A 25,748-nucleotide genomic window follows, 5' to 3' on the forward strand; every position below is an offset into this window, starting at 1 on the left:
TGAACATGAGGAAACAGGTCCAGATCGAACCGACCGAGCGCAGAATGTGCACGGTTCTGTTCGCCGACATTGTTCGTTCGACCATGATGATCGGCAGTTTGGATCCCGAAGACGCCGTCAGCCATCTGGGCCCTACCATCGAACTGATCATGTCGATCTGCGAAAAGTTTGGCGCAACCACGTTGTTCACCGGCGATGGCGCGCTCGCGGTTTTTGGATCACCGAACGCGGACGAGGATCACGCGGTCAAGGCAATAGCCAGCGCCCAGCGGATCATCGACCGCATCGGCAAGCTGGACGATCGGCAGTTGGATGTGCGGGTTGGCGTTCATTCCGGCGAACTACTGGTGGGCCAGTTGCAACATACCCTCGGGGAAGAGCAGGCCTTTCTAGGGCCAGTCATGAACATCGCCAGCAAGATCGAGGCCGCCGCCAGAAAGAACGTGGTCACGGTTTCCGGTCAGGTTTTGGAGAATGCCGGTGATCTGTTCGACCATACACATGTGGGCGATCTCGAGCTGGACGGGGGTGCGGGGCCGATCCAGCTGTTCGAAATCACCGGCCGCAAAGAACAGGTGTCGCGCTGGATGGCGCGGGCGCGTCGCGAACGTTCGCCATTTGTCGGACGCGAAAGGGAACTGGCCGAGCTTGTTGCGGCGTGGAATCAGGCGCGTGACGGCAAAGGCAACTCGGTTCTGTTGCTGGGGGCGGCCGGCGTAGGCAAATCCCGGCTGCTGCATGAGCTGGTCGAGAACTGGCCCCTGGGCACGCACCAGGTTCTGGAGTTCAATTGCTTTTCGCTGGATCAAGAAGCTGCGTATCTGCCGATCACCCGCGTGATCAATGCCCGGTTGGGACTGTCGGACACCAAATCCGATGCCGAACTGGACCAAAAGCTGTCCGAGGTTCTGGGCGGGACCAAGTTCCTCGATGCGCATACCCGATCGGCCTTGTATTCGCTGTTCAGCCGTTTCCAAACGGAACCGGCGCTTTCGGCTGTAGATCCGTCTCGCCGACGGAGGCAGTTGAACCAAATGCTGTCGCGGCTGGTTCTGTCGATGAAACAGGACAAGCCCCTGCTTCTGTTGTTCGAGGATTTGCATTGGGCCGACCAGGGAACTCTGGACGTCATCGACAACCTGCTGGGTCAGGTGCGGGGAACGAATGTTCTGATCCTCCTGACATCGCGCAACGCGAACCTGTTCACGAACGACCCGATGGGCTTGCTCAAGGTCGTTCCGGTCGCCCCGCTGGGCGAGGCGGCTTGCAAGGACCTGATCACGCGCTTGCTGGGCCAGAGCGACATCGATGGTCAGTTGGGCTCATACATCGAAGCCATGAGCGGCCGCACACCGCTTTTCGTTGAAGAATTCGCTCACCACATGCGGGACCGCATGTCGCAAGCCGGGTTCAAGGACGGAGCGATGGACAGCCTGGGCGACATCGAGATCCCCGCCCGGGTTCAACCGTTGATCGCCTCCCGGATTGATGCCCTGCAAAGCGAGGACCGCAAAGCTCTGCAGCTGGTTGCCGTCGGCGGGTTGCAGTGGACGTGGGGCGTTCTCGCCGACACGCTTCAACGGCTGGGCTTCGACGCCAAAGCCCAGATTTCGACCTTGGTGGAACGCGGTTTTCTTGAACTGCCGGAATCTCAGGACGGCCAGCAGCTGCGGTTCAGTCATGCGTTGGTGCAGAAGGTCGGGTATCGCAGTATTCCACGCCAGCGCCGCGCAAGGCTGCACCGTGCGATCCATGAAACTCTGCTGAGCCGCGGCACATCCGACGATTTGGACGTGGCACAGTCCATCGCCCGTCACGCGGACAAAGGCGAGTTATGGCTGGAGGCCGCCGAGGCTTATACGCGGTGCGGCGAGATGTCGATCAAGCTGTTTTCATTCGAGGCTGCCGTTTCATATTTCGAAAACGCCCTGCGGTGCATCGACCAAGTTCAAAAGCGGACCGGTACTCAGGTGGCTGTTGACCTCGGGCTACGTGCCCGACGCGGTCTGCGCGTTTCGCTGGTCGCCAGCGGCAACTTCAACCGCATCCTGACCATCTCACGCGAGGCGGAAGCCTTGTCCGACGCGTTGGGGGACACATCCGCGCGCGTTGCGTTTCAGGTCGACCAGGCGATCATGCTGACGATCTTGGCGGATGTGCGGCAAGCAATGGAGGTGTCTGAGCGCGCGCTGCGAACCGCAACCGACGCCGAAGATCCGCGCCTGCAGGCAAACGCGGCCTTTGCACTGGCGCAGGCTGCGTGGTTTCACGGCAACTTCGCGGCCGCACGGGCGGCGATTGATCAACATGCGGATCTGTTCCAGACGATGTTCCGTGTGGCCGAAGCGGGCACCACCGGGTCGATTTCGGTGCTCGGGCTTGCGACCCGTGCCAACGCCAACAGCATGATGCATCGGTTTGACGAAGCGGATACCGGTATCCGCGAGGTGCTGTCGATCGCCGAAGAAACCGGCAAGGCCTATGACCTGAGTTTTGCGCTGATCGCGCGGGGGATCTGGTGCTGGCAGCGAAACGAACCGGCTGACGCCGCCATTGCGTTGCGCCGCGCCTTGCGCGTGTCGGACGATGCTGGAATCGATGTTCTGTGCTGTTTCGCAGCGGCTCCCCTGGCTCGGGTGCAGTCGGTGTTGGGTGAACTTCCGGATGCCCGGCTGGTCCTGAACCGAGGTCTTGAACTGGCGCGTGACATGGAGATGGAAGCCTTCGTCGCCTGGCTGCTGTCGGCCGAAGTGCAGGTTCTGGTGCAGGAAGGCAGAACGAAAGAGGCCAAGGAACTGCAATCCGATTTGAACGACCTGTGTGACCGCAACGGGTATTTTCAGCACGAGCAATCCAAGGCATTGAGGGCGTTTAAGATTTGAACACCCCAAAAAGCCTCGGCTGAAAATACTGCGCATTCTGGCGCTCGACCTCAGCGTTGCAGGTTCAGCATCAGCCGGCCAAATCCGGCCGGTGGTGTGGTGATCCCGGCCATTTGCATTGCTTGGAATGCCATCGCCTGATTTGAAGTTAGAACGGGCTTGCTAACAGTTTTTTCAAGCCGGTCGATGATTTCCACGCTGCGCATGTCCGTACAGGACAAAACCAACACCTCGGCCTCGGGGCAGTCTGCGGCCAAACCCAGGTCAAACACCGCCTGCGGGGTCAGGGCGCCTTGGCCGTAATTGTCCAGCTGGCCTGTCACTTCGGACCGCGACACGGTTGAAATGCCAGTCTCGGCCAGGAACCGGATTGCCAAGTCATTGATGTCTGCGACATAGGGAGAGGCAAAGCCGATGCGTGTCGCCTCCAGCGTATGCAGTGCATGCACCAAGGCGCCCGCGGCCGTAACGGTCTGCGCCCCGCTGCTGGTCCTGATACGGTCGGCAAGTTCGCGATCGAAGGCCGGGCCATGGGTCAGCGTTGCCGAGGTACACCCATAAAGAATGACATCCGGCCGGACACCATGCAAAAGCCTGAGCGGCTCATCCAGATCGGCGGCGCCAAGACCGTGCATTTGGGCAGCATCGGGTATTTCTTCCTGATCATAGCCACCCATTCGGGCAAAGTGCAGTGAAACGCCCTCGGGCCGCAGCATCGTCATGTCGGGTTCGAGATTGGTGTTCGTGAACGGCACGAGAATACCGAAACGGGACCGGCCCCTAGATGGGTGGAAATTTCTCTGCGTCATGGCTGAAACTCCTCGGCCCAACGTTCCAGAACCGCGGCCATGAGTTCGAGGTCTGCAGTCTGACCGATGGTGGCACGTAGGCAATTGGCAAGTCCCGCGCCGGATTGAGGTCTCAGGAAAATGCCTTTTTCCCGCAGAGCTTTGTCGGCTCTGGTCGCGGTGGATTGGTCCGCAAAGCGGATCAGAAGAAAGTTGGTATGGCTCTTGGGAACGTCGAACCCGGCGGACCGAAGGCGATTGGCGAACCGGTCGCGCAGCTGGGCAGTGAGGGCACATGTCTCGCGCATGTAGCTCTGATCGTTCAGAGCGACCAAGGCAGCCGCCTGTCCGCACACCGACACGTTGTTTGGGCTCATCACCTTGCGTATCTGGACGGCGATCTGCGGCGGGAACAGGCCCCAGCCCACGCGAAACCCGGCCAGCCCGTAGGCCTTGGACAGAGTTCGAAGAACGACCGTGTCCCCCCGCGCGACAAGGTCGAACATCGGCTCGTTCAGATCATCGGCGAACTCGCCATAGGCCTCGTCGATCACTAGCAGGGTGTTGTCCCGCAACCCTTCCCGAAGCCGCAGCAGATCGCGGCGGGAGATACGGGTGCCTGTCGGGTTGCCGGGATTGGCCACAAACACCAACCTGGTATCCGGTTGCACGGCCGCCAGAAGCGCGTCGACGGATACGCATCCGTCCACCTCGGCGGCAGTGTCGAAACGGGCGCGAGCCAACTGAGCCACGGTACGAAAAAACGGGTATGCGTTCGCAGGGGCAAGAACGGCGGCGTCTGGTCCGGCAAAGGCCAGCGCCAGACCGGCAATCAGATCCATCGACCCGTTCCCGCACAACAGACCTTGCTCGGGCAGGCCATGAAGCTCCGCCAGTCGCGCACGCAATGCCGTCCAGTCCGGGTCCGGGTAGAGGTGCCCGTTCGCGGCCGCCTCTGCGACGGCCTGTCCGACCAAGGGACTTGGCGGGCGCAGGCTTTCGTTCTGCGACAGCGAAACAAGGCGCTGTCCTGCCGGCGGATCCAGCTGAGCCAACGCATAAGGTGACATGGCAGCGACATGGGAAACGGGACGGATCATGGCTTTACCCCATAGACATGCTGCGCGGCCCGGGCGCTCACAAGCTCGTCCCGCACATCCTGTCGAACAGCCAAGGGTGACCTTTCATCGGGTGGCCCAAATCCGCCGCCGCCCGGAGTTTGGAAGATCAGCGTTTCGCCGCCGCCAATTCGCACCTCGCCCTTGCCCGGCAAGTCCGGGCCGTCGGGGCCGAGACGGATGCGACCGGGCGCGCCCGCCAGTCCGCCGTGCCGTCCCTTGGCTGGGTTTGCGATGCGTTCGACCGAAAGGAACAGCATGAAATCCTCGCCGGTGGAGGAGCGTATTTCGATGTCCTGCCCCAATCCGCCGCGGAGGCGACCGGGGCCACCGCTGTCCTGGCGCAATTCGCGACGCGTGATCAGGACAGGCGCGACAGCCTCGGTTGTCTCGACCTGGCTGCCCCAAACACCCGAGGGGAAGGCCGTCGCCGACAGGCCATCCAGGCTTGGCCTTGCGCCGGTTCCGCCGCTGAACACCAATTCCAGAGCAAACTGCTTGCCACCGCGGGAAACCGCCTCGGGTGCGTGGCGCAGAGGCAGGTCGTACATGCACGAGGCGCCTTCGGCCGGCACGGCGTCCGGCAGAGCCTGCGACAGGCAGCCATAGACCAGATCCGGGGTCATCTGTCCCAACGTATGGCGCATGGCCACCGGAGCGGGTGGCTGCGCATTCAGGATGCAATCCGCCGGTCCCGTCACGTGGAATGGCGCCAAAGAGCCTGCGTTGTTGGGGATGTCTGGGCCGATGATGCAGCGCAGGGCAAATACCGTATAGGCCGTTGCATAGTTGAGCGGCACGTTGATGCCTTTGCGCGACAGGCCCGATGTGCCCGAAAAGTCGACCAGAACCCGGTCGTCCGTGATGGTCAGGGCTGCGTGCAAATCGATCTCGCACTCGTATCCATCGACGGTCAGCACATTGTGCCACGTGCCCTTCGGCAGCGCCGAAATGGCCTCGATCGTGCCGCGGCGCGAGGTTTCGATGATGTAATCGGCCAGGCTGTCCAGAGTATCGATGCCAAACTCGACCATCATGTCGGCCAAACGCGCTGCGCCTGTTTCGCAGCATGCGATCAATGCGTAGATGTCGCCCTCATTGGCGATGGGCTCGCGCGAGTTGGCTTTGACGATATCCATCAGCAGCGCGTTCAACTGACCTTGGTCGACCAGTTTGCACGGCGGGATCCGAAGCCCCTCATCAAAGATATCCGAGCCCTCGGGACCCATGCCCAAACCGCCAAGGTCGACCAGATGCGAGGTGCAGGCCGTAAACCCAACCACATTGCCACGATGAAAAACCGGCATCATCAGCAGGAAATCGTTCAAATGGCCGGATGCGATCCAAGGATCATTGGTCAGAAAAATATCGCCCGGGTTCATTTCGGAGCTGGAGTATCGCCCGCACAGGGTCTTAACCGCTTCGGCCATCGTGTTGATGTGGCCCGGCGTTCCGGTAACGGCCTGGGCCAGCATACGGCCGCGTACATCAAAAATGCCGGCGGATATGTCGCCGCATTCACGAACGATCGGAGAAAAGGCGGCGCGGATCAGCGCCTGGCCCTGTTCTTCGACCACCGCTAGCAGCCGGTTCCACATGACCTGCAGACGGGTATTCGTCGTGTTCATTCGGCGTCCTCCTGTATCCGGTTGAGCCAGAGATTGCCGCCGCCATCGACGCTGGCCTGAAAATCCGCGCTGACGAATGTGGTGGTTTGAGGCTCGGTAATCAGCGCCGGACCGCGCAGCCAATCGCCGGGTTCAAGACCGGATCGATCGTAGATACTGGCGTCGCACCAATGCCCGCTGACATCACAAAGAATGCGTCGATGGTCGCACGGCCGCGCCGTGCGCTGTTGGGCTACGTCAGGAACCCGGCTGAGGGCAGGGGCGGGTGACGACACCTCGACGGACCAGTTGAGAATCTCGATCGCCATTCCCGGTACAGCGCGGCGGAACAACCGGCTGTACTCGGATTCGAAATCCCGGCGCAGGGTTTCGATGTCTGCAGGCCCAAGTGCCCGATCCGGAAGCGCGATCTCGATCTCATGACCCTGGCCGTGGTACCGCATGAAAGCCTGTTTTCGGATCGACAACTCGGCTTCAGGTGCACCGGCACGGACCACGGTCAGCGCCTCGGCTGTCATTTCGTCAAAAAAAGCGTTGAGACCGTCGAGATCCGGCTGATCCAGCGTGGCATAGCGCGACCGGACGATTTCGAAGGCGACCGGCGCATATAGAAACCCGACTGCTGACCCCACGCCCGGGTCCTTCAGGATCACGATTTGGTCGACCTGACACCGCCGGGCCACTCGCGTTGCGTGCAATGGCCCATTGCCGCCAAAGGCGATCATCACTCGGGTTGCCAACTCTTTTCCGGACTCGACCGCGTGCATCCGACCTGCGGCGGCCATGCTTTCGTCGACGATTTCGCTGAGACCACGTGCGGCAAGGTCCGGCGCAAAATCCAGTGCGCTCCCGATTTCCACGGTGATGGCCTGTTCGGCGGCTGCCGTGTCAATCGTCAGGCGGCCTTCGGCAAACCGGCCGGGTTCGATCAGGCCCTGCACCACATCGGCGTCTGTCACGGTCGCCGCCCTGCCTCCATTGCCGAAGGCGGCAGGGCCTGGCTGTGCGCCGGCACTTTCGGGGCCAACCTGCAGGCGACCCAGCCGATCGACCCTGGCAATCGAGCCGCCGCCTGCGCCGATTTCGATCATCTCGATCACGGGGATGCGCACCGGCATGCCCGAGCCCTTGATGAAGCGCGCGGCCCTTGCGATTTCGAACCTGCGCGCGGTCTGCGGGCGGAAAGCATCAATCAGACACAGCTTGGCGGTCGTCCCCCCCATGTCAAAGCTGGTTACGGCGCGCGCACCGGTTTCAGCCGCGATCCGTGCTGCAAGGATGGCCCCGCCGGCCGGGCCGGATTCGACCAACCGGATCGGCAGGCGGGCGGCCGTTTCCAGGGTTGTCATACCACCACCGGCCGTCATCATGAGAATGGGACAGCTCAGCCCCTCTGCGGCGAAGCGGGATTGGAACTCGGTCAGATACCCGGCCATCTGGGGCTGGATATAGGCGTTGGCGATGGTGGTGCACAGGCGGTCAAATTCGCGCGCCTCGGGGCTGACTTCGTGCGAGAGCGAGATGGCCAGGTCGGGGAGAGCCCTGAGCAACTGGTCCCGCAGAGCCAGCTCGTGCTTTGGGTTGGCATAGGAATGCATCAGGCACACCGCCACGGCCTGGGCGTCGCTATCCGCAATCTGGCGCACCAGATCGTCCATTCCCGCGACATCCAGCGGTGTCAGTTCGTCACCACGTGCATCCATTCGCCCGCCGATCGTGAAGGCACGAGCGCGTGGGACCAGCAGGTCGGGCTTGACCAGATTGATGTCATACTGGCTGTAACGACGTTCATACCCAATCTCGAGTATGTCCCGAAACCCGTCGGTGGTTATTGTCGCAACCGGGGCACCGCGCCGCTCGATCAGGGCATTGGTGGCCAGAGTGGTGCCGTGAATGAACCCGGAAACCTGCGAGAAACCGGCATTGGCGTCATCCAGAACGCGCTTTGCACCAGTCAATGCACCGACGGTTGGGTTGTCCGGTGTCGTCGGAGTTTTCGTCGTTGCGAGGATATTGGATTGCCCGTCCATCAGAACGGTATCGGTAAATGTGCCGCCAATATCGACGGCCAGCCGAAGCCCAGCGTGATCGTGCATAAAATGAAGCCATGGGCAGAAGTTTCAGATCGGTCCGGGCTGCTGGTTCAGCATCCGGAGACTGCGAAAACCCGTCCCTCGTCAGACGACGAGGTTGCAACCGGTTGCCCGGCGGCCTTGGGTATCTTTGGTGCAGTTAATCACGGCTTGATCACTCTGATTGTCGATCCGATAGAAAAATGCTGCCCATCGCGGGATCACCTGTCAACAGAAATGCGACAGGGTTAGGCGACGCCTCCCTGCAATTGTAGGCTTAGGTTGTCCGCGGCATCCGGGGAATACCGGTCGATCAGGGCACCCAATTCAGGCCGGCAAGACCCGCAATTTGTTCCGGCGCTCAACGCCGCGCCGATAGCGTCGACACTGATCGCTTTCCCGCACGAGATCGCGTCAACGATCGTCTTCAACCCGACGCCAAAACAGGCGCAGATGATCGGTCCGGTGTCCTTGGCATCTGCGGGTGCGCGGCCGGTCAGAAACTGTGCGGGTGGTATGTCCGGCATCGACGCAAGATAGTCCCGCATCAGGGGCAGCGGGCGCGGCGACACGAACAGTGCCGCTTGCAGGCATCCGTTCTGCGACAACGCAATGCGAAATGAACCGCGGGCCGGATCACCTGCCGTGACCGCGTCCGCATCGGTCAGCGCAAACCATTCGCGGGCGGTTTTTTCCCAATTCAGTATCCGGGAATGATCAGCCAGCTCTGTCCTGTAACCGTTGTCCGTTCGAACCGTCGCGCGGTAGGCGACCGAGGGGGTCAGGAGTTTCCTGGAGACGGCAAAGGCGTACCACGCCGCCTGCATGACCGAGATCGAAACAGGTGTGGCCTTGCTTTCGGGTTGTCCGGAAATCGGATCAGTGGTGCCGGGAACCAGCATGTCCACCCGACCCGAAGGCGCCGTTTCCGCAGTCCAATGGATCGGAGCAAAGACGTGACCGATGCGAACATCTTGGGTGATGCGCGCGCGAAAAATACCACACCCAGTGGGACTGGTGACCTCGACAAGGTCTGCGCTGGATATCCCCTCGCGGGCGGCGTCCTGGGGATGAATGTCCACAAACGGCTCGGCAAGATGGGCGGACAGGCGGGCCGAAAGACCGGTCCGGGTCATGGTGTGCCATTGATCCCGTGTGCGTCCGGTGTTCATCACAAAGGGATATTGCTGTCCGGGTAGGGCTACCGGAGGTCGATGGGCAACGGGAACGATCCGGGCCTTCCTGTCGGAGTGAAAGAAGTGTCCGTCACCAAAAAACCTCCCACCTGCACGCTTGCGACCCAATGGCCAGCGGGTGGGTTCCAATTCGGCATAGCTCGCCTCGTCAATTTCGGAGAAGCCCGAAATGTCGAAGTCTTTCCCGAACCGCGCGGCGATTTGGGACATAGCAGCGTATTCGCGGAATATTTCGGCCGGTGAAGCGTAGTCGAACGCGGTTTTCCATCCCATGCGGCGGCCAACTTCGCCTAAGATGTCCCAATCCGGGCGCGCTTGGCCCGGTGGCTGCAAAACGGCGCGTTGCCGGCTGATGGTTCGGTCGGAATTCGTGACTGTTCCGTTCTTTTCGGCCCACCCGGCGGCAGGCAGCACAACGTCGGCCAGACGTGCCGTATCGGTGTGCAACGTCAGGTCACTGACGACCGTGAACGGGCAGGCGGCGATTGCGCGGCTGACCCTGTCAGCTTCGGGCATGGTTACCGCCGGGTTGGTGTGAATGATCCAAAGGGCCTTGATCTGCCCATCTTCGACCGCGCGGAACATGTCCACGGCCTTCAGCCCCGGAGACTGCGGTATTGCAGGGGATTGCCAATACGCCTGAACCGCGGCGCGATGATCGGCGTTTTCGATGTCCAGATGGCAAGCCAGCGTGTTGGCCAGACCACCCACTTCGCGCCCACCCATCGCGTTGGGTTGGCCGGTGACCGAGAACGGGCCCATTCCCGGCCGCCCGATCCGACCGGTGGCCAGATGGCAGTTCAGGATGGCGTTTACCTTGTCAGTCCCGCTGGAAGATTGGTTCACTCCCTGGCTGAAGACCGTCACCACGCGCGGGGTATTGATCCATAGATCGAAAAAAGCGGCGAGTTTTTCGGCAGGCAGGCCGGTTTCCGAGATCTGGTCGTTTCCGGCCGTTTCCAGTGCGGCTTCCAGACCCGAGGTTAGCCTCACGAAGTCCGGGTCCACGGCCCCGCGCCGATGAATCTCGGTCAGCAGCCCGTTGAACAGCGCCACGTCGCTGCCCGGATTCAGCGCCAGATGCAGATCGGCCTGATCGCAGCTGGCGGTGCGGCGCGGGTCGATCACCACGATCCGGGTGCCGCGCGCCTGCCGTGCCGCCAGGACGCGCTGGTACAGAACCGGGTGGCACCACGCCAGGTTCGACCCGACCAGCACCACCAGATCGGCCTGATCCAGATCCTCGTAGGTGCCGGGCACGGTGTCGGTGCCAAAGGCCCGCTTGTGCCCGGCCACGGTCGAGGCCATGCACAGCCGCGAATTGGTGTCGATATTGGCCGATCCGATGAAGCCCTTCATCAACTTGTTGGCCACGTAGTAATCCTCGGTCAGCAACTGCCCCGAGACATAGAAGGCCACGCTGTCGGGACCATGCGCCGCGATCGTTTCGCGGAACCGGTCGGCCACCAGCTGCAGCGCGTTGTCCCAGCCCACGTTCCTGCCAAAGGCGCGCGGGGTCAGCAGGCGGTGGCCCAGCCCGACCGTTTCACCCAGCGCGGTGCCTTTGGAACACAACCGTCCGAAATTCGCCGGGTGGTTCGGGTCGCCCCGCACGGTCAGACCTCCCGCCCCGTCCGGGCGCAGCAGCACGCCGCAACCCACGCCGCAATAGGCGCAGGTGGATCGCACCTCGGGCAGGTTCGAGCCGTCCATCACGCGGCGCTCCGCTCGGTGACGGCGCGGGCGTCCAGCAGGATGCGCCCGGCCTCCAGCCGAACCGGATAGGTGTCGATCCGGCCTTCATCCGCGCCTTGGGCCTCGCCCGTGTTCAGGTCGAACACCCAGTTGTGCAGCGGGCAGGTCACCGACTGGCCATGCACGATGCCTTCGGACAGCGGGCCGCCCTTGTGGGGGCAGGCATTGCTGGCCGCGAACAGTTCCGCCTCGGCCGTGCGGAAGATGGCGATGCAGCCAAGACGGGTTTTCACCAGACGTGCGCCACGCAGCGGCACGTCGTCGATATGTCCGATGTCGATCCAGCTCATTCCGCGGCCTCCAGGGTAAAATCTGCAATCGGGGCATAGATCGGCACCTTGTCGCGGACATGCTCGGCCCAAGGATCCTTGCGATAGATGCTCTGCGACAGTTCGAACCGCTCGACCAATGCCCGCCGGTTTTCGAGGTCGTCGACCACATTGGCCCTGACCCAGTCCATGCCGACCTTGGCCAGCCATTTGTACAGCCGGTCCAGATACTTGCCGCCCTCGCGATAGGCCTGGGTGACGGCCATCACCACCTCGATCGCCTCGTCCTCGGTCGGGACCTGGCACAGCAGTTCGGTTTCCTTGACGTCCATCCCGGCCGCCCCGCCGATGCCGATCTGATAGCCCGAGTCCACGCAGACCACGCCGATATCCTTGCAGGTCGCCTCGGCACAGTTGCGGGGGCAACCCGAGACCGCCAGCTTGAGCTTGTGCGGTGTCCACGATCCCCACAGGATCTGTTCCAGCTTGATGCCAAGGCCGGTGCTGTCCTGGGTTCCAAAGCGGCAGTGATCGGTGCCGACACAGGTTTTGACCGTGCGCAGACCCTTGGAATAGGCGTGCCCCGAGACCAAGCCGGCCCGGTTCAGATCGGCCCAGATGGCGGGCAGGTCCTCGCCCTTGACGCCCAGCAGGTCGATGCGCTGACCGCCGGTGACCTTGACGGTGGGCACGTCGTATTTCTCGGCTGCGTCGGCGATGGCGCGCAGCTCGGCCGGGTTGGTGATGCCGCCCCACATGCGGGGCACGACGCTGAAGGTGCCGTCCTTCTGGATGTTGGCGTGTTTGCGTTCGTTGACGAACCGGCTTTGCGGGTCGTCCTGATACTCCAGCGGCCAGTCGGCCAGCAGGTAATAGTTGATCGCCGGCCGGCAGACATGGCAGCCATTGGGCGTTTTCCAGCCCAGCTCCTGCCAGACGGCGGCCTGGCTTTTCAACTCTTGCGCCTTGATCAGGCGGCGCACGTCCTCGTGGGTCAGATCGGTGCACCCGCAGATCGGTTGCGCCGCCGGGATCTGGAACTCATCGCCAAGCGTGACCTGCAGGACCTGTTCGACCAGACCCGTGCACGTTCCGCAGGATGCGCTGGCCTTGGTGCTGGCGCGCACGGCGGCCAGATCGGTGGCCCCGGCGGCGATCGCCTCGACGATGGTGCCCTTGCATACGCCGTTGCAGCCGCAGATCTCCGCCTCAGGCGGCAATGCTGCAACGGCTGAGAGAGGGTCCGCGGTGTCGCCTCCCTTATAGGCCGGGCCGAAGATCAGCGTGTCGCGCATCTCGTCGATGTCGGTGCCGTCCTTGATCAGGCCGAAGAACCAGCTGCCATCGGCGGTGTCGCCATACATGACCGCGCCGATCAGGCGGTCGTCTTCGATCACCAGCCGCTTGTAGACCCCGCGCGCCGGGTCGCGGAACACGATGCCATCGCGTCCCTCGCCCTCGGCGAAGTTTCCGGCGCTGAACAGGTCGCAGCCGGTGACCTTCAGCTTGGTGGCCAGTTCCTTGACCACGAAAGCATCCGGCTGGCCCAGCAGGGTATTGGCCACGACCTTGGCCTGATCGAAAAGCGGCGCCACCAGGCCGAACAGGTGGCCGCCGAATTCGACGCATTCGCCCACGGCCATCACATCCGGGTCCGAGCTTTGCATCTGCGCGTTCACCTCGATCCCGCGGGCAACGTCCAGCCCGGCATCGGTGGCCAGACGGGTTTCGGGGCGGATACCGACGGCCATCACCACCAGATCGGCTGGCAGCATTTCGCCGCTTTCCAGCAGCACCGCCTCGGCACGCCCTTCGCCCAGAATGGCCTTGGTCGAGGCCTGAGTCCGCACGGTGATGCCGCGGCGTTCCAGATCCTTGCGCAGCAGGTATCCGGCGGCCTCGTCCAGCTGCCGTTCCATCAGATGGCCCATCAGGTGCACCACGGTGACGGTCATGCCGCGCTCGGCCAGCCCCGCCGCGGCCTCGAGCCCCAGAAGCCCGCCGCCGATCACCACCGCGTTGCCACCCTTGGCGGCCGCGTCGATCATCGCGTTGGTGTCGTCCAGATCGCGATAGGAGATGACGCCGGGCAGGTCCTTGCCCGGAACCGGAATGATGAACGGGGCCGAGCCGGTGGCGATCAGCAGCTTGTCATAGGGCACATGACCGTTTTCGCCCTCGACCACCTTCATCTCGCGGTCGATCTTCACCACATGCTCGCCAAAGCGGCAGGCGATGCCCCGTTGCGCGTACCAGTCGCCGTCATGGGTGACGATGTCCTCATAGGTCTTCTCGCCCGACAGAACCGGGCTGAGCATGATGCGGTTGTAGTTTCCGCGCGGTTCGGCGTTGAAAAGCGTGATGTCGAACACATCTGGCGCGGTCTCGGTCAGATGTTCAAGCACGCGGCCCGACGCCATCCCGGCACCGATCACGACAAGTTTCTGTTTCATGGGGTCACTCCGCTGCAATGGCCTTGGGGGCGGGCGATTTCGGCTTGGCGCCGTGTTCGTATTCTTCGAGGAAATCCAGAACTTCCTGCCGGTAGGCGTAGTAGTCGGGATGTTCGAGCAACGCCTTGCGGGTGCGCGGGCGCGGCAGGTCCACGCGGGTGATCTTGCCGATCGTAGCCTGCGGGCCGTTGGTCATCATCACCACCCGGTCGGCCAGCAGGATCGCCTCGTCCACGTCATGGGTGACGCAGATCGCGGTGACCTTGGTGCGCGACCAGACCTCCATCAGAACCTCCTGCAGCTCCCAGCGGGTCAGGCTGTCGAGCATCCCGAAAGGTTCATCCAGCAGCAGCAGCTTGGGCGACAGGGCAAAGGCGCGGGCGATGCCGACGCGCTGTCTCATGCCGTTCGACAGGTCGCTGGCCTGCTTGTCCATCGCATCGGCCAGGCCGACGCGTTCCAGGTAGTATTCCACCACGTCCTGCCGTTCGGCCTGGCTGGCGTTCGGATAGACCTTGTCGACCCCGATCGCCACGTTCTCTTTCGCGGACAGCCACGGGAACAGGTTGGGTGACTGGAACACCACCGCGCGTTCAGGGTCGGCGCCTTCGACGTGGCGGCCATCCAGCTTGATCGCGCCCTTGGAAATCTCGTTCAGCCCCGCCGCCATGGTCAGCACCGTGGATTTGCCGCAGCCCGAATGGCCGATCAGCGAGATGAACTCGCCCTTGTCGATCTTCAGATCGAAGTCCTCGACCACGGTCAGCGGCCCCTTCGGCGTGGGATAGACCTTGTGCAGTTGCGAGAAATCCAGGAACCGGCTGTCGATCATGCCCTTCTGCGCCTCGGTCACGGCGGTGGGCACGCCGTGGATCGGCGTGACCTCGGGCAGGATGCGGGTGCCTTCGACCTTGGCCTCGATCCCCACATCCATCAGGTATTTGGTGACCTCGGCGCGCAGGCGTTTGAAGGTTTCATCGGTGTTCATCGCCGCCCGGTCGCGCGGGCGCGGGATCGAGACGCGGAACTCCTGCCCCAGCGTGCCGTCGGGGTTCAGGGCGATGATCCGGTCGGCCAGAGTGATCGCCTCGTCCACGTCATTGGTGATCAGCACGCAGGTCTTGCGGTCGGCTTCCCAGATGCGCTCGATCTCGTCGGCCAGGTTGGCGCGGGTCAGCGCGTCCAACGCCGACAGCGGCTCGTCCAGCAACAAGACCTCGGGGTTCATGGCCAGCGCCCGGGCCACGTTGACCCGCTGACGCATCCCGCCCGACAATTCGGCCGGACGGCGCGTCGCCGCGTGGCTGAGGCCGACCATCTTGACGTAATGCGCCACCTTCGCGGCCTTCTCGGCCTTGGGCAGGCCCGGAAAGACCGTATCGACCGCCAGCCCGACATTGCCGCTGACCGTCAGCCACGGCATCAGCGAGTAGTTCTGAAAGATCACGCCGCGTTCCGGCCCCGGCCCCTTGATCGGCGCGCCCTTGAAGGTGACCTGCCCGCGGCTGGGCATGTCCAGCCCGGCCATCAGGTTGATCAGCGTGGTCTTGCCGGTGCCGGAAAAGCCCAGGATCACCAGGAACTCGCCCTCCTGCACCTGCAGGTCGATGCCGTTCAGAACATCGGTGCGCCCGGTGCCTTCGCCGAAGGATTTCGAGACGTTTTCGAAGCTGAGGATGCTCATCACGCTCACCGGTTGTTGGTAAAGGTAAACAGGGACTGCAGCGCGTACATCACCCGGTCCAGCAGGAAGCCGATGATGCCGATGGTGAAGACCGCCACCATGATCCGGGCCAGCGAGCTGGACGAGCCGTTCTGGAACTCGTCCCAGACGAATTTGCCCAGGCCCGGGTTCTGCGCCAGCATTTCGGCCGCGATCAGGACCATCCAGCCCACGCCCAGCGACAGGCGCAGCCCGGTGAAGATCAGCGGCAGCGCCGAGGGCAGCACCAGCTTGGTGATCTTGGTCCAGGTGTTCATCTTCAGAACCTTGGGCACGTTCACCAGATCCTTGTCGATCGAGGCCACGCCCAACGAGGTGTTGATCAGCGTGGGCCACAGCGAACACAGCGTCACCGTGATCGCCGAGATCAGGAAGGATTTCGCGAACCAGCCGTCATTGGTGACATAGACGGCCGAGACGATCATCGTCACGATCGGCAGCCAGGCCAGCGGCGAGACCGGTTTGAACACCTGGATCAACGGGTTCAGCGCCGCATTTGCGGTCGGTGACAGCCCCGCTGCGATGCCAAGCGGCACCGCCACGACCGTGGCAATCAGGAACCCGAAGAACACTGTTTTGATCGAGGTCCAGATCTGCTGGTAGTAAGACGGTGCGCCGGTATAGGCGACCTGCTTGACCTCGTCCGCGCGGCCGGCCTCGATCAGCTTCTGGTTCCGCTTTTCGACCATCGCCTCGAACTTGGCGCGTTTGGCGGCCTTGGCCTGCGCGTCCTGATTCAGGTTGACCATTTCCTCCCAGACCTGCGCCGGGCCGGGTACCGCCCCCAGCGAGGTCTGCACCTTGGGCGCCAGCGTCGCCCACAGCAGCAAAAAGGCACAGATCGACAGGATCGGCACGATCAGCAGCCGCCAGATCTCGGCCATCTGGGCGCGGGGGTTGTCGCCGGCGGCGGCCTTCAGAACCGGGGTGGCCCAGCTGAGGCCCAGCACCTGGAACCATTTGTCGGCGGCGTTGATGCGGGTGAAAAGACGGGCGCGGCGCGCGTCCCGTGCGGCGTCTGCGTTGAATTCCGGATCGACCGTTGTCATCTGATGCGTCCTTGCGATGGCGGGGCGTTTCAGGGGCCCTGCCCGACCGCAGCCGGGCAGGGCGGTTCGGGGTCAGCCTTGGATTTCGGTCCCGACGACCTTCTGGTCGCCCTTCAGGCCGATCGGCAGGCTTTCGAGATAGGCGTTTGGCGCGCGGCCATCGAAGGGAATACCGTCGATGATGTCCTCGGCCGGGGTGGGCGCCTTGTAGCCGTCGCTGTCCCAGGGAAAGTCGGCCTCGTCCGCCAAGCCTTCCTCGACCAGAAGGCGCGCGGCCTGCAGATAGATCTCGGGCTTGTAGACCGACTTGGCGACCTCGTCATACCAGCTATCTGCCTTGGCTTCGGGGATCTGACCCCAGCGGCGCATCTGGGTCAGGTACCAGACCGCGTCGGAATAGAACGGATAGGTCGCGTTGTAGCGGAAGAACACGTTGAAATCGGGCACCTCGCGCTTGTCGCCCTTTTCGTATTCGAACGTGCCGGTCATCGAGTTGGCGATCACCTCGTAATCGGCCCCCACATATTCCGGGCGGCTGAGGATCTCGACCGCCTCGGGACGGTTGGCATTGTCGTTCTCGTCCAGCCACATCGCCGCGCGGATCAGCGCCTTGGTCACGGCCAAGGTCGTGTTGGGGTATTCCTCGGCGAATTCGGCGGTGATGCCGAATACCTTTTCAGGGTTGTTCTTCCACAGCTCGTAGTCGGTGATGACCGGAACGCCGATGCCCTTGAACACCGCCTGCTGGTTCCACGGCTCGCCTACGCAATAGCCATGGATCGTGCCGGCCTCGAGCGTCGCGGGCATCTGCGGCGGCGGGGTGACCGACAGGAACACGTCCGCGCCGATCTGGCCGGTCACGTTTTCGGGGCTGTAATAGCCCGGGTTCAGGCCCCCGGCGGCCAGCCAGTAGCGCAGCTCGTAATTGTGGGTCGAAACCGGGAACACCATGCCCATGTTGAAGGGCTTGCCCTCGGCCTTGTACTTCTCGACCACCGGGGCCAGCGCGGCGGCGCTGATGGGATGCTGCGGGCGGCCGTCGTCCATCACCGGGATGTTGGGCTTCATCTCCGCCCAGACCTCGTTGGATACCGTGATGCCGTTGCCGTTCAGGTCCATCGAGAAGGGCGTGATGATATGCGCCTCGGTTCCATAACCAATGGTCGCCGCCAGCGGTTGACCGGCCAGCATATGCGCACCGTCCAGCTGGCCGCCGATCACGCCGTCCAGCAGAACCTTCCAGTTGGCCTGCGCCTCGAGCGTCACGAACAGGCCTTCGTCCAGGAAATACCCCTGCTCATAGGCCACGGCCAGCGGCGCCATGTCGGTCAGCTTGATGAAGCCGAAGGTCAGTTCGTCCTTTTCCAGCTCCAGCATTTCTGCGGTGGCCGGCGCAACAAGGGCTGTCGTCGCAACAAGACTCAGAATGAGTTTTTTCATCTTTGTTCCTTTCGGTCCGGCCCAAACCGGGCTGGGTGGCGACCCGAGCAACGTTCGGGCCAAAAAAAAGCCGCCGACACACACCGCCGGAAGGAGAAGGCGGTTGGTCGAGCGGCTTTGCTCAGAAGTTTTGCCCAAGACATCGGGCGAATTCCTACGGTGGGCGACGTTGCCTGCCGTTGTCCTGATAAAGGCACCGGTGAGCAGATGAGTCATCCGAAATTGACGGCCATCAGGTGAAAATTCTGCAACGCAGCATAATTTGACGCTGCAGTGCAAAAAAATTAGGCGCACTTACTGGGAAGGCTCAAAAATCCGACTGTCGAAAAAGACATTTCGCGGCAACATCAGCTTTCCACCCGGGCCGGCCATTAGCGTCGGGTCGTCGCCGGCACCCTCGGGCTTTTCAGATTCGATGGGCATGACAACACCGATTCCCTGCAGCTCGCGCCGATACAGGTCACTTTGGAACACATCGGCCGCCGTACGCTCGGCATCTGACGGATCAAGACCATATCTTCGCGCCATGTGATGCGCGATCCATTTGGCCTGACTGCGCCAAGGAAAGCCCGTTGCGCCTTCATGAAAAGTGACAAACCGGTCGACCTGACGCTGGTCTCCGCGCGCTGAAATCGCAAATTGTCCGGTCAATGCCCGGTCGACCAGGTCCGCGGGAACATCCAGATAGAGCCTCTGCGCCAGCATCTCCGACGCCGTGGTCAGGCTCTCGGGATTTGAAAGCCATCGGCCCGCCCGCCAGATCGCCCGCAGCAGCGCGCCCGTCAGATGTGGTTCCGTCTGTGCCCAATCCGTTCGCACGGCCAGCACCTTTTCCGGGGCACAGGACCAGATCGCGTTTCCCGGCAGCAGGAGCGCACCCACCCGGTCGTCGACGGAAAATGACCCCCACGGCTCACCTACGCAGAAAGCATCGATCTCACCGGCGGCCAGGGCCTGGGCCATCAACGGTGGGGGAACGGTGCGGATCTCAACCTGGGTCGAAGCGAGTTCCGTGCCGCTGACCCAATATCGCAGCAGTTCCACATGCATGGAAAACGGAAACGGAACCCCGAAGGTCAGCGTTCCACCGGCCGCCTTTGCCAAGGCCGCTCCGGCCGCAAAAGCATCGCTGAAATCGAAGGCATAGCCATTTTCGCGCAGCCGCGCTTCCAGTTGGCGGCCGACGCCGATCACGTTTCCATTTACCGACAGGACCGATACGGCCGAAAGGGGCGTGACGATCCCCCCAAGCCCCAGCGCCATGGCCACCGGGACAGGAGACAGCAGATGCGCCGCATCAACATGCCCGAAGGCCAGCATGTCCCGCAACGAGGACCAGGACGAGGCAGGGCGCAGGTCCAGAGAGATGCCCTCGGCCTGATCATATCCCATCTCGTGCGCCACGATCAGGGGGGCCGCATCGACCAACGGCATATAGGCCGCTCGGAGCGAGACCGCCCTCATGACAACAGCCCCGAAGCGGTCACCAATGCCTCGGCAACATCGGCCACCCGACGATTCTGATTCATGGCGGTCTTGCGCAGCAGGGCATAGGCTTCATCTTCCTGAATGCCCTTTGCTTTCATCAACAGCCCTTTCGCGCGGTCGATCACCTTGCGCTCTTCCAATGCGCGTCTCGTTTCGGCCAACTCGGTCCGCATTTGGCGCAGCACTTGGAAACGGGCGATGGCGGTGTCGATGATGGGCTTGACCCTTTCGGGATGCAGACCGTCGACGACATAGGCCGAGACACCTGCTTCGACCGCAGCTTTGGACAGGCCGCCTGCAGCCCCGGATACGAACATGGCAACCGGCCGCTCCATCGGGCCGGAGGCGGTTGTCAGTTCTTCAAGCATGTCCCGAGATGGATTGTCGATGTCGATCAGAACGACATCGGGATTGTGGACAGCAATCTTGCGCGGCAATTCAGACACGCCATCGATCACGTGCGCCTCGACGCTCCCTGCCGCTTTCAGGGCCTCGAGGATCGCGTCGGCGCGGTCCGGGTTCTGTTCGACAACAACAACGGTCAACGTTTGGTTCATAACACCGAACTGACCAAGCCGGCAGAGCGAGGCAATGCCACCCTCGGAGCGCTGCGCTCAATTCTCTGGAAAGCGCCTATCCAGATGGCAGACCGTGCGCAGATGCCGAATAATTCAGCACGTTGCTGCCCCGGACATATTTGGAGATACGACCAACCAACAAAAAAGGCGCCACAAGGCGCCTTGCTTTATTGGTCGGAGTGAGAGGATTCGAACCTCCGACCCCTGCCTCCCGAAGACAGTGCTCTACCAGGCTGAGCTACACTCCGACCGTGGCGCGTGATCTATACCCAGTGGATTTGATGCGCAAGAGGGATTCTGTGTGCTTTTTGTCCGAACTGACTCTGCCGCTTGGACCCACAGGAATTAACGGGTCAGGGCAGGACCTCGGTTTGATAGAGGCGGATCTTCGTGCCGCCATGATCGACGATCGGACCCGGAGGCAGCAACGGCAGGCGGGTGGCGCGCGCCAGGGACTGGTTGCTGGTGACGACGCCGACACGCCAGCCGGAAAACCTGGACAACATCACCTTGCCAAAGCTGCCATACAGCGACCGCAGGCGTTTTTCATCGCCGATGCGTGCCCCATACGGTGGGTTGACGATTACCAGGCCCGGCCCGCCCATGGGCGGTTTCAGGTCAGCGACTGCGCGTTTTTGGAATTGCGTCGCGCCGTCCACCCCGGCGCGGCTGGCATTCGCCTGCGCGGCCGCGATCGCCCCGTCATTCCGGTCCGAGCCATGGAACACGGTATCTGTCTGCGTCGCGACCCAGTCGGCGCGGAGTTCCGCCCAAGCCTTGGGGTCGAATCCGGCAAATTCCTGAAAGGCAAAGGCTCTGTCGCGGCCGGGCGGCAGGCCCATCGCGATCTGCGCGGCTTCGATCACGAAAGTGCCCGAGCCGCACATCGGGTCCAGTACCGGCTCCGATCCGTCAAAGCCGCAATTGCGCAGAAACATCGCCGCCATCGTTTCGCGCATGGGAGCCTTGGCGACCGCTTCCTTGTGCCCGCGCTTGTGCAGCGCTTCTCCGGAACTGTCGAGGGAAAATGTGCAGATGTCTTTCTCGATTCGCAGCAGAACACGGACCGTCGCCTCGGACGAGATCGGAGCCCCCAACATGTCAGAGATTGCGCCTTCAATCCGTTGCCGTGCGGCGCCAGCGTGATAGATCCGGGATTTTCGGCTGGTGGCCTCAACCCGAACCGGGACGTCGGGTTTCAGAAAATCTCCCCACGGAAACTTTCGTGCCCGCTTGTCCAACTGAGCCAGATGCACAGCCGGGAACGAACCCACCCGAACCAACACCTTGTTGGCCCCGCGCAACTGGAGATTGGCACGCCAGACCTCGCTCAGGTTGCCACGAACCGTGACACCACCGGGCGCCAGCCGGGCCTCAGCGAATCCGGCCTCCTGCGCTTCGGCGAGGAGGGGAGCCTCCAGACCGGGTGTCGCGACCAGAAAAATCTCAAGATCGGTATTCTCCATTCCGGCTGCTTATATCAGCAGGGCCATCCGTGCGACACGAAATTTCCTACCAAGTTTTTGGTACTCCGCCCGTGGTTTCGGGTAAAAATAGCTACACGACGCGCGATTTGGGCGGTAACAGGTTTGCGTTTGGCCGCTTCGCCGCGTAAAGGGGCCGTAATCAGAGAGACGCCCGCGGATTTCGGCCGGTCCTCGTCGTTTTTACGACGGGCTTGACGAAACTCCGCGCTATTCAGTGCCCAAAGCAAAGGGCCCTGTATGACGGGCGCAAGAAAAAGGCTTGGAAGAACGTAGCGACATGCAAACTTTCAAACTGAAAAAGGGGCTGGACCTTCCGATCGAGGGATCGCCTGAACAGGTCATTCAGCCGGGGCCAGCATATTCTTCGGTTGGCGTGCTGGGTGGAGACTATATCGGGCTCAAACCACGGATGCTGGTGCAGGAAGGGGACACTGTCCAGCGCGGCACGCCGCTGTTCTGCCACAAGGACGCGCCCGAGGCGATGATGGTTGCGCCGCTGACCGGCAAGGTCGTGGCTATCAACCGCGGTGCGCGGCGCGTGTTGCAGAGCGTCGTCATCGAAGTGTCGGACCCCAACGACCCCGGTGTCGATTTCTCGGGCGTGGGCGATGCCGAGACTGCGCAGGGCCTCACCGCCAAGCTGTGCGCCGCCGGCCTGTGGACTGCCTTCCGCACGCGGCCCTATTCCAAGATGCCGCAGCCGGGCACCGCGCCCGCCGCGATTTTCGTCACCGCCATGGACAGCGAGCCGCTGGCTGCCGATGCCGCGCTGATCATCAATGACGCGAGCGAGGCCTTTGCCGCCGGTCTGGCCGCCGTGGCCAAGCTGACCGAAGGCAAGACCTATCTGTGCCAGAAGGATGGCGACACGATCCCCGGCGCCGATCTGCCGGGCGTCGAGGCCGCGGCCTTCAGCGGCCCCCATCCGGCGGGCCTGGCCGGGACGCATATCCACTTCCTCGAACCCGTGACCGCCGAGAAAACCGTCTGGACCATCGGCTATCAGGACGTGATCGCCATCGGGCGGCTGCTGCAGTCGGGGCATCTGGACCCGAACGTGGTGGTTGCTCTGACCGGTCCCGGCGCCCGACAACCGCGTCTGATCCGCACCGTCATGGGCGCTTCGACCGAGGATCTGACCCGTGACGAGATCAATGTTGATGGCGAAGCACGGGTCATTTCGGGTTCGGTCCTTTCGGGTCGTCACGCCACCGGGCCGTTCGCCTATCTGGGACGCTTCGCGCGCCAGATCTGCATCATCCGCGAGGATCACGACCAGATCCCGATGGGTTGGATCCGTCCGATGCCGTCGAAATACGCGGTGCAGCCGGTTCTGGGTTCGGCCTTTGCCAAAAAGCTGTTCGCCTTCACGTCGAACCTGAACGGTGGGCGCCGCGCCATGGTGCCCACCGGCACCTTCGAAGAGCTCATGCCGCAGGATTACCTGCCGACGCAACTGTTGCGGGCGCTGTTGGTGATGGACACCGACACGGCGCAGGCCCTGGGCGCGCTGGAGCTGGATGAAGAGGATTTGGGCCTTGTGGGCTTTGCCTGTCCGGCCAAGTATGAATACGGGCTGGCGCTGCGCGACTGCCTGACCAAGATTGAAAAGGAGGGCTGATCCACATGGGTTTGCGCAACTTCTTTGACCGGATCGAGCCGAACTTCACCAAGGGCGGCAAGTACGAGAAGTTCTTCCCCATCTACGAGATGGTGGAAAGCTTCATCTACACTCCGAAAACCGTAACATCCGTGGCACCGCATGCGCGGTCCTACGTGGATATGAAACGGATCATGACCTATGTCGTGATCGCCACCATCCCCTGCATCCTGTGGGGCATGTACAATACCGGGTTCCAGGCCAACTCGGCCATCGCGACGCTGGGCCCGGAGTCGGCAACCGGTTGGCGCATCGCCATCCTGCAGGCATTGGGCATTTCTCTGGACCCGTCCAGCATCTTTGCCAACTTGATGCACGGGCTGATGTATTTCCTGCCGATCTATATCGTGACACTGGTCGCGGGCGGCACCTTCGAGGTGATCTTTGCCACCGTGCGCGGGCATGAGGTGAATGAGGGCTTTCTTGTCACCTCGATGCTGTACACGTTGATCATGCCGGCCACCGCGCCGTTGTGGCAGGTGGCGCTGGGGATCATCTTTGGTGTGGTCATCGGCAAGGAAGTGTTCGGGGGCACCGGCAAGAACTTCCTCAACCCCGCGCTGGTGGGGCGGGCCTTCCTGTATTTCGCCTATCCCGCATCCATGTCGGGCGACGCGGTCTGGACCCCGGTCGACGGCTTTTCCGGCGCGACCGCGCTGGCCGTTTCGGCCGCTGACGGCTATCAGGCGCTGGCGGCCGAGGGCATCACATGGTGGAACGCCTTCTTCGGCTCGATCCAGGGCAGCTTTGGTGAGACATCGACCCTGGCATGCATGATCGGGCTGGCCTTCCTGCTGATGACCAAGATTGCCAACTACCGCCTGATCGTGGGCTGTCTGGCAGGGACCATCGGCTTTACCCTGCTGCTGAACCTGATCGGGTCGGACACCAACCCGATGTTCGCGATGCCTTGGTACTGGCACGTCGTGCTGGGTGGTTATGCGTTCGGTCTGGCCTTCATGGTGACCGAGCCGGTCTCGGCCAGCCACACCAATATGGGCCGCTATATCTATGGCGCGCTGATCGGGGTCATGGTCGTGATGATCCGGGTGGTGAACCCGGCCTTCCCCGAAGGCATGATGCTGGCCATCCTGTTCGGCAACGTCTTTGCGCCGCTGATCGACCACTTCGTCGTTCAGGCAAACATCAAACGGAGGGCGCGTCGCCATGTCTGATACGCAATCCCCTGAACCCAAAGGCGCCATCGCCCGGTTCCTGGCGGCCTCGCCGGACTCGGTTGGCAAGACGATCTTCATCGCGGTCGCCGTGTGCCTGGTTGCTTCGATGATCGTGTCGGCCGCGGCGGTCAGCCTGCGCCCGGTGCAAGAGGCCAACAAGCTCAAGGACAAGCAGATCAACGTTCTGCAGGTCGCGGGGGTCTATGAGCCGGGCATCGACGTGGCCGAGGCTTTTGCCGCTTTCGAACCTCATGTGCTGGAGCTGGCGACGGGTGAATTCGTCGACGACCAGTTCGACCCGGCCACGTTCGACGACATTGCCGCCGCCAGTGACCCCGAGTTGAGCGAGCCGCTTGTCGACGACCCTGCCGGCATCGGCCGCAAGGCGAAATACCGCGTGATCTACCTGCTGCGCGACGAAAACGGCGCGCTGGACAAGGTGATCCTGCCGGTCCACGGCTATGGGCTGTGGTCCACGCTCTATGGCTTCATCGCGCTCGAAGCGAATGGCAACGACATCTTCGGGCTGCAATTCTATCAGCACGGGGAAACGCCGGGCCTGGGGGCCGAGGTGGACAACCCGCGCTGGAAAGCCCTCTGGAGCGGCAAGAAGCTGCGTGACGATGCGGGTGATCTGCAGATCACGGTTGCCAAAACCATGCCCGCCGCAGGGCCCGACTTCTATATCGATGCGCTGGCTGGCGCGACCCTGACGACGGTCGGCGTCGACAACCTGGTGAAATTCTGGATGGGGGACGCGGGCTATGCTCCGTTCCTGGCCAAGCTGCAAGCAGGAGATATCTGATGTCACAGACCAAGAAAGATCTGCTGGTCGACCCGCTTGTCGACAACAACCCGATCACGTTGCAGGTGCTGGGCATCTGCTCGGCGCTGGCGGTAACTTCGTCGCTGCAAGTGGCCTTCGTGATGTCGCTGGCGGTGATGTTCGTGACGGCGTTTTCGTCCTTTTTCATCTCATGCCTG

The 25,748-nt window shown here is 62.6% G+C and carries 18 protein-coding genes and 1 tRNA gene; 5 read left to right on the forward strand and 14 right to left on the reverse strand.

The annotated features are described in order from the left end of the window. The first annotated feature begins 5 nt into the window (after nt 1-5). A complete protein-coding gene (locus ACR0NB_RS17220; RefSeq protein WP_480776361.1) occupies nt 6-2,882 on the forward strand; it encodes an ATP-binding protein in 2,877 nt (958 codons plus the stop codon). Between the two features lie 50 nt (nt 2,883-2,932). Here the strand turns inward: ACR0NB_RS17220 and ACR0NB_RS17225 are convergent, their stop codons facing one another. From ACR0NB_RS17225 to ACR0NB_RS17290, 14 genes are all read right to left on the reverse strand, one after another. Continuing rightward, nucleotides 2,933-3,691, reverse strand: a complete 759-nt coding sequence (locus ACR0NB_RS17225) for a maleate cis-trans isomerase family protein (protein WP_170596281.1) — start codon at nt 3,689-3,691, stop codon at nt 2,933-2,935. Continuing rightward, entirely contained in the window at nt 3,688-4,770 is a 1,083-nt protein-coding gene (locus tag ACR0NB_RS17230; protein WP_480776362.1) for a pyridoxal phosphate-dependent aminotransferase, read from the reverse strand. The genes ACR0NB_RS17225 and ACR0NB_RS17230 overlap by 4 nt, the downstream gene beginning before the upstream one ends. Continuing rightward, nucleotides 4,767-6,416: a hydantoinase B/oxoprolinase family protein gene (locus tag ACR0NB_RS17235; protein WP_480776363.1), complete on the reverse strand. Its 1,650-nt coding sequence runs from the start codon at nt 6,414-6,416 to the stop codon at nt 4,767-4,769. Before ACR0NB_RS17235 ends, ACR0NB_RS17230 begins: the two co-directional genes overlap by 4 nt. After that, entirely contained in the window at nt 6,413-8,512 is a 2,100-nt protein-coding gene (locus ACR0NB_RS17240; protein ID WP_480776364.1) for a hydantoinase/oxoprolinase family protein, read from the reverse strand. Before ACR0NB_RS17240 ends, ACR0NB_RS17235 begins: the two co-directional genes overlap by 4 nt. A 224-nt stretch (nt 8,513-8,736) precedes the next feature. Continuing rightward, nucleotides 8,737-11,397 carry a molybdopterin-dependent oxidoreductase gene (locus ACR0NB_RS17245; RefSeq protein WP_480776365.1) on the reverse strand — a complete coding sequence of 887 codons (2,661 nt, stop codon included), beginning with the start codon at nt 11,395-11,397 and terminating at the stop codon, nt 8,737-8,739. Beyond that, nucleotides 11,397-11,729 (reverse strand): nitrite reductase small subunit NirD, encoded by a 333-nt coding sequence (gene nirD / locus ACR0NB_RS17250; RefSeq protein WP_170582698.1) that lies wholly within the window; start codon nt 11,727-11,729, stop codon nt 11,397-11,399. The genes ACR0NB_RS17245 and nirD overlap by 1 nt, the downstream gene beginning before the upstream one ends. Further along, nucleotides 11,726-14,161: a nitrite reductase large subunit NirB gene (gene nirB / locus ACR0NB_RS17255; protein ID WP_480776366.1), complete on the reverse strand. Its 2,436-nt coding sequence runs from the start codon at nt 14,159-14,161 to the stop codon at nt 11,726-11,728. Before nirB ends, nirD begins: the two co-directional genes overlap by 4 nt. A gap of 4 nt (nt 14,162-14,165) precedes the next feature. After that, nucleotides 14,166-15,845 carry an ABC transporter ATP-binding protein gene (locus ACR0NB_RS17260; protein ID WP_170365870.1) on the reverse strand — a complete coding sequence of 560 codons (1,680 nt, stop codon included), beginning with the start codon at nt 15,843-15,845 and terminating at the stop codon, nt 14,166-14,168. Nucleotides 15,846-15,850: 5 nt separating this feature from the next. Next, nucleotides 15,851-16,933 carry an ABC transporter permease gene (locus ACR0NB_RS17265; protein ID WP_480776367.1) on the reverse strand — a complete coding sequence of 361 codons (1,083 nt, stop codon included), beginning with the start codon at nt 16,931-16,933 and terminating at the stop codon, nt 15,851-15,853. Between the two features lie 72 nt (nt 16,934-17,005). Further along, nucleotides 17,006-18,373, reverse strand: coding sequence for a CmpA/NrtA family ABC transporter substrate-binding protein (locus ACR0NB_RS17270; RefSeq protein ID WP_480776368.1), 1,368 nt, complete (start codon nt 18,371-18,373; stop codon nt 17,006-17,008). A gap of 294 nt (nt 18,374-18,667) precedes the next feature. Then, nucleotides 18,668-19,837 (reverse strand): ABC transporter substrate-binding protein, encoded by a 1,170-nt coding sequence (locus tag ACR0NB_RS17275; protein ID WP_480776369.1) that lies wholly within the window; start codon nt 19,835-19,837, stop codon nt 18,668-18,670. Then, nucleotides 19,834-20,418, reverse strand: coding sequence for an ANTAR domain-containing response regulator (locus ACR0NB_RS17280; RefSeq protein ID WP_170341425.1), 585 nt, complete (start codon nt 20,416-20,418; stop codon nt 19,834-19,836). The genes ACR0NB_RS17275 and ACR0NB_RS17280 overlap by 4 nt, the downstream gene beginning before the upstream one ends. Nucleotides 20,419-20,610: 192 nt before the next feature. Then, nucleotides 20,611-20,687: transfer RNA gene (locus ACR0NB_RS17285), tRNA-Pro, on the reverse strand. Between the two features lie 105 nt (nt 20,688-20,792). Next, entirely contained in the window at nt 20,793-21,905 is a 1,113-nt protein-coding gene (locus ACR0NB_RS17290) for a THUMP domain-containing class I SAM-dependent RNA methyltransferase (protein WP_480776370.1), read from the reverse strand. 298 nt (nt 21,906-22,203) lie between these two features. Between ACR0NB_RS17290 and ACR0NB_RS17295 the strand changes: the two genes are divergently transcribed. From ACR0NB_RS17295 to ACR0NB_RS17310, 4 genes are all read left to right on the forward strand, one after another. Beyond that, the gene (locus ACR0NB_RS17295; RefSeq protein WP_480776371.1) at nt 22,204-23,547 is read left to right on the forward strand and encodes a Na(+)-translocating NADH-quinone reductase subunit A; all 1,344 of its coding nucleotides are present in this window, start codon (nt 22,204-22,206) and stop codon (nt 23,545-23,547) included. A gap of 5 nt (nt 23,548-23,552) precedes the next feature. Then, nucleotides 23,553-24,761: an NADH:ubiquinone reductase (Na(+)-transporting) subunit B gene (locus tag ACR0NB_RS17300; RefSeq protein ID WP_480776372.1), complete on the forward strand. Its 1,209-nt coding sequence runs from the start codon at nt 23,553-23,555 to the stop codon at nt 24,759-24,761. Beyond that, nucleotides 24,754-25,569 carry a Na(+)-translocating NADH-quinone reductase subunit C gene (locus tag ACR0NB_RS17305; protein ID WP_480776373.1) on the forward strand — a complete coding sequence of 272 codons (816 nt, stop codon included), beginning with the start codon at nt 24,754-24,756 and terminating at the stop codon, nt 25,567-25,569. The genes ACR0NB_RS17300 and ACR0NB_RS17305 overlap by 8 nt, the downstream gene beginning before the upstream one ends. Next, a partial coding sequence (locus ACR0NB_RS17310) for an Rnf-Nqr domain containing protein (RefSeq protein ID WP_480776374.1) occupies nt 25,569-25,748 on the forward strand: 180 nt, incomplete at its 3' end. The genes ACR0NB_RS17305 and ACR0NB_RS17310, both read left to right, overlap by 1 nt.

The sequence above is a fragment of the Ruegeria sp. CG3 genome (genome assembly GCF_056537205.1).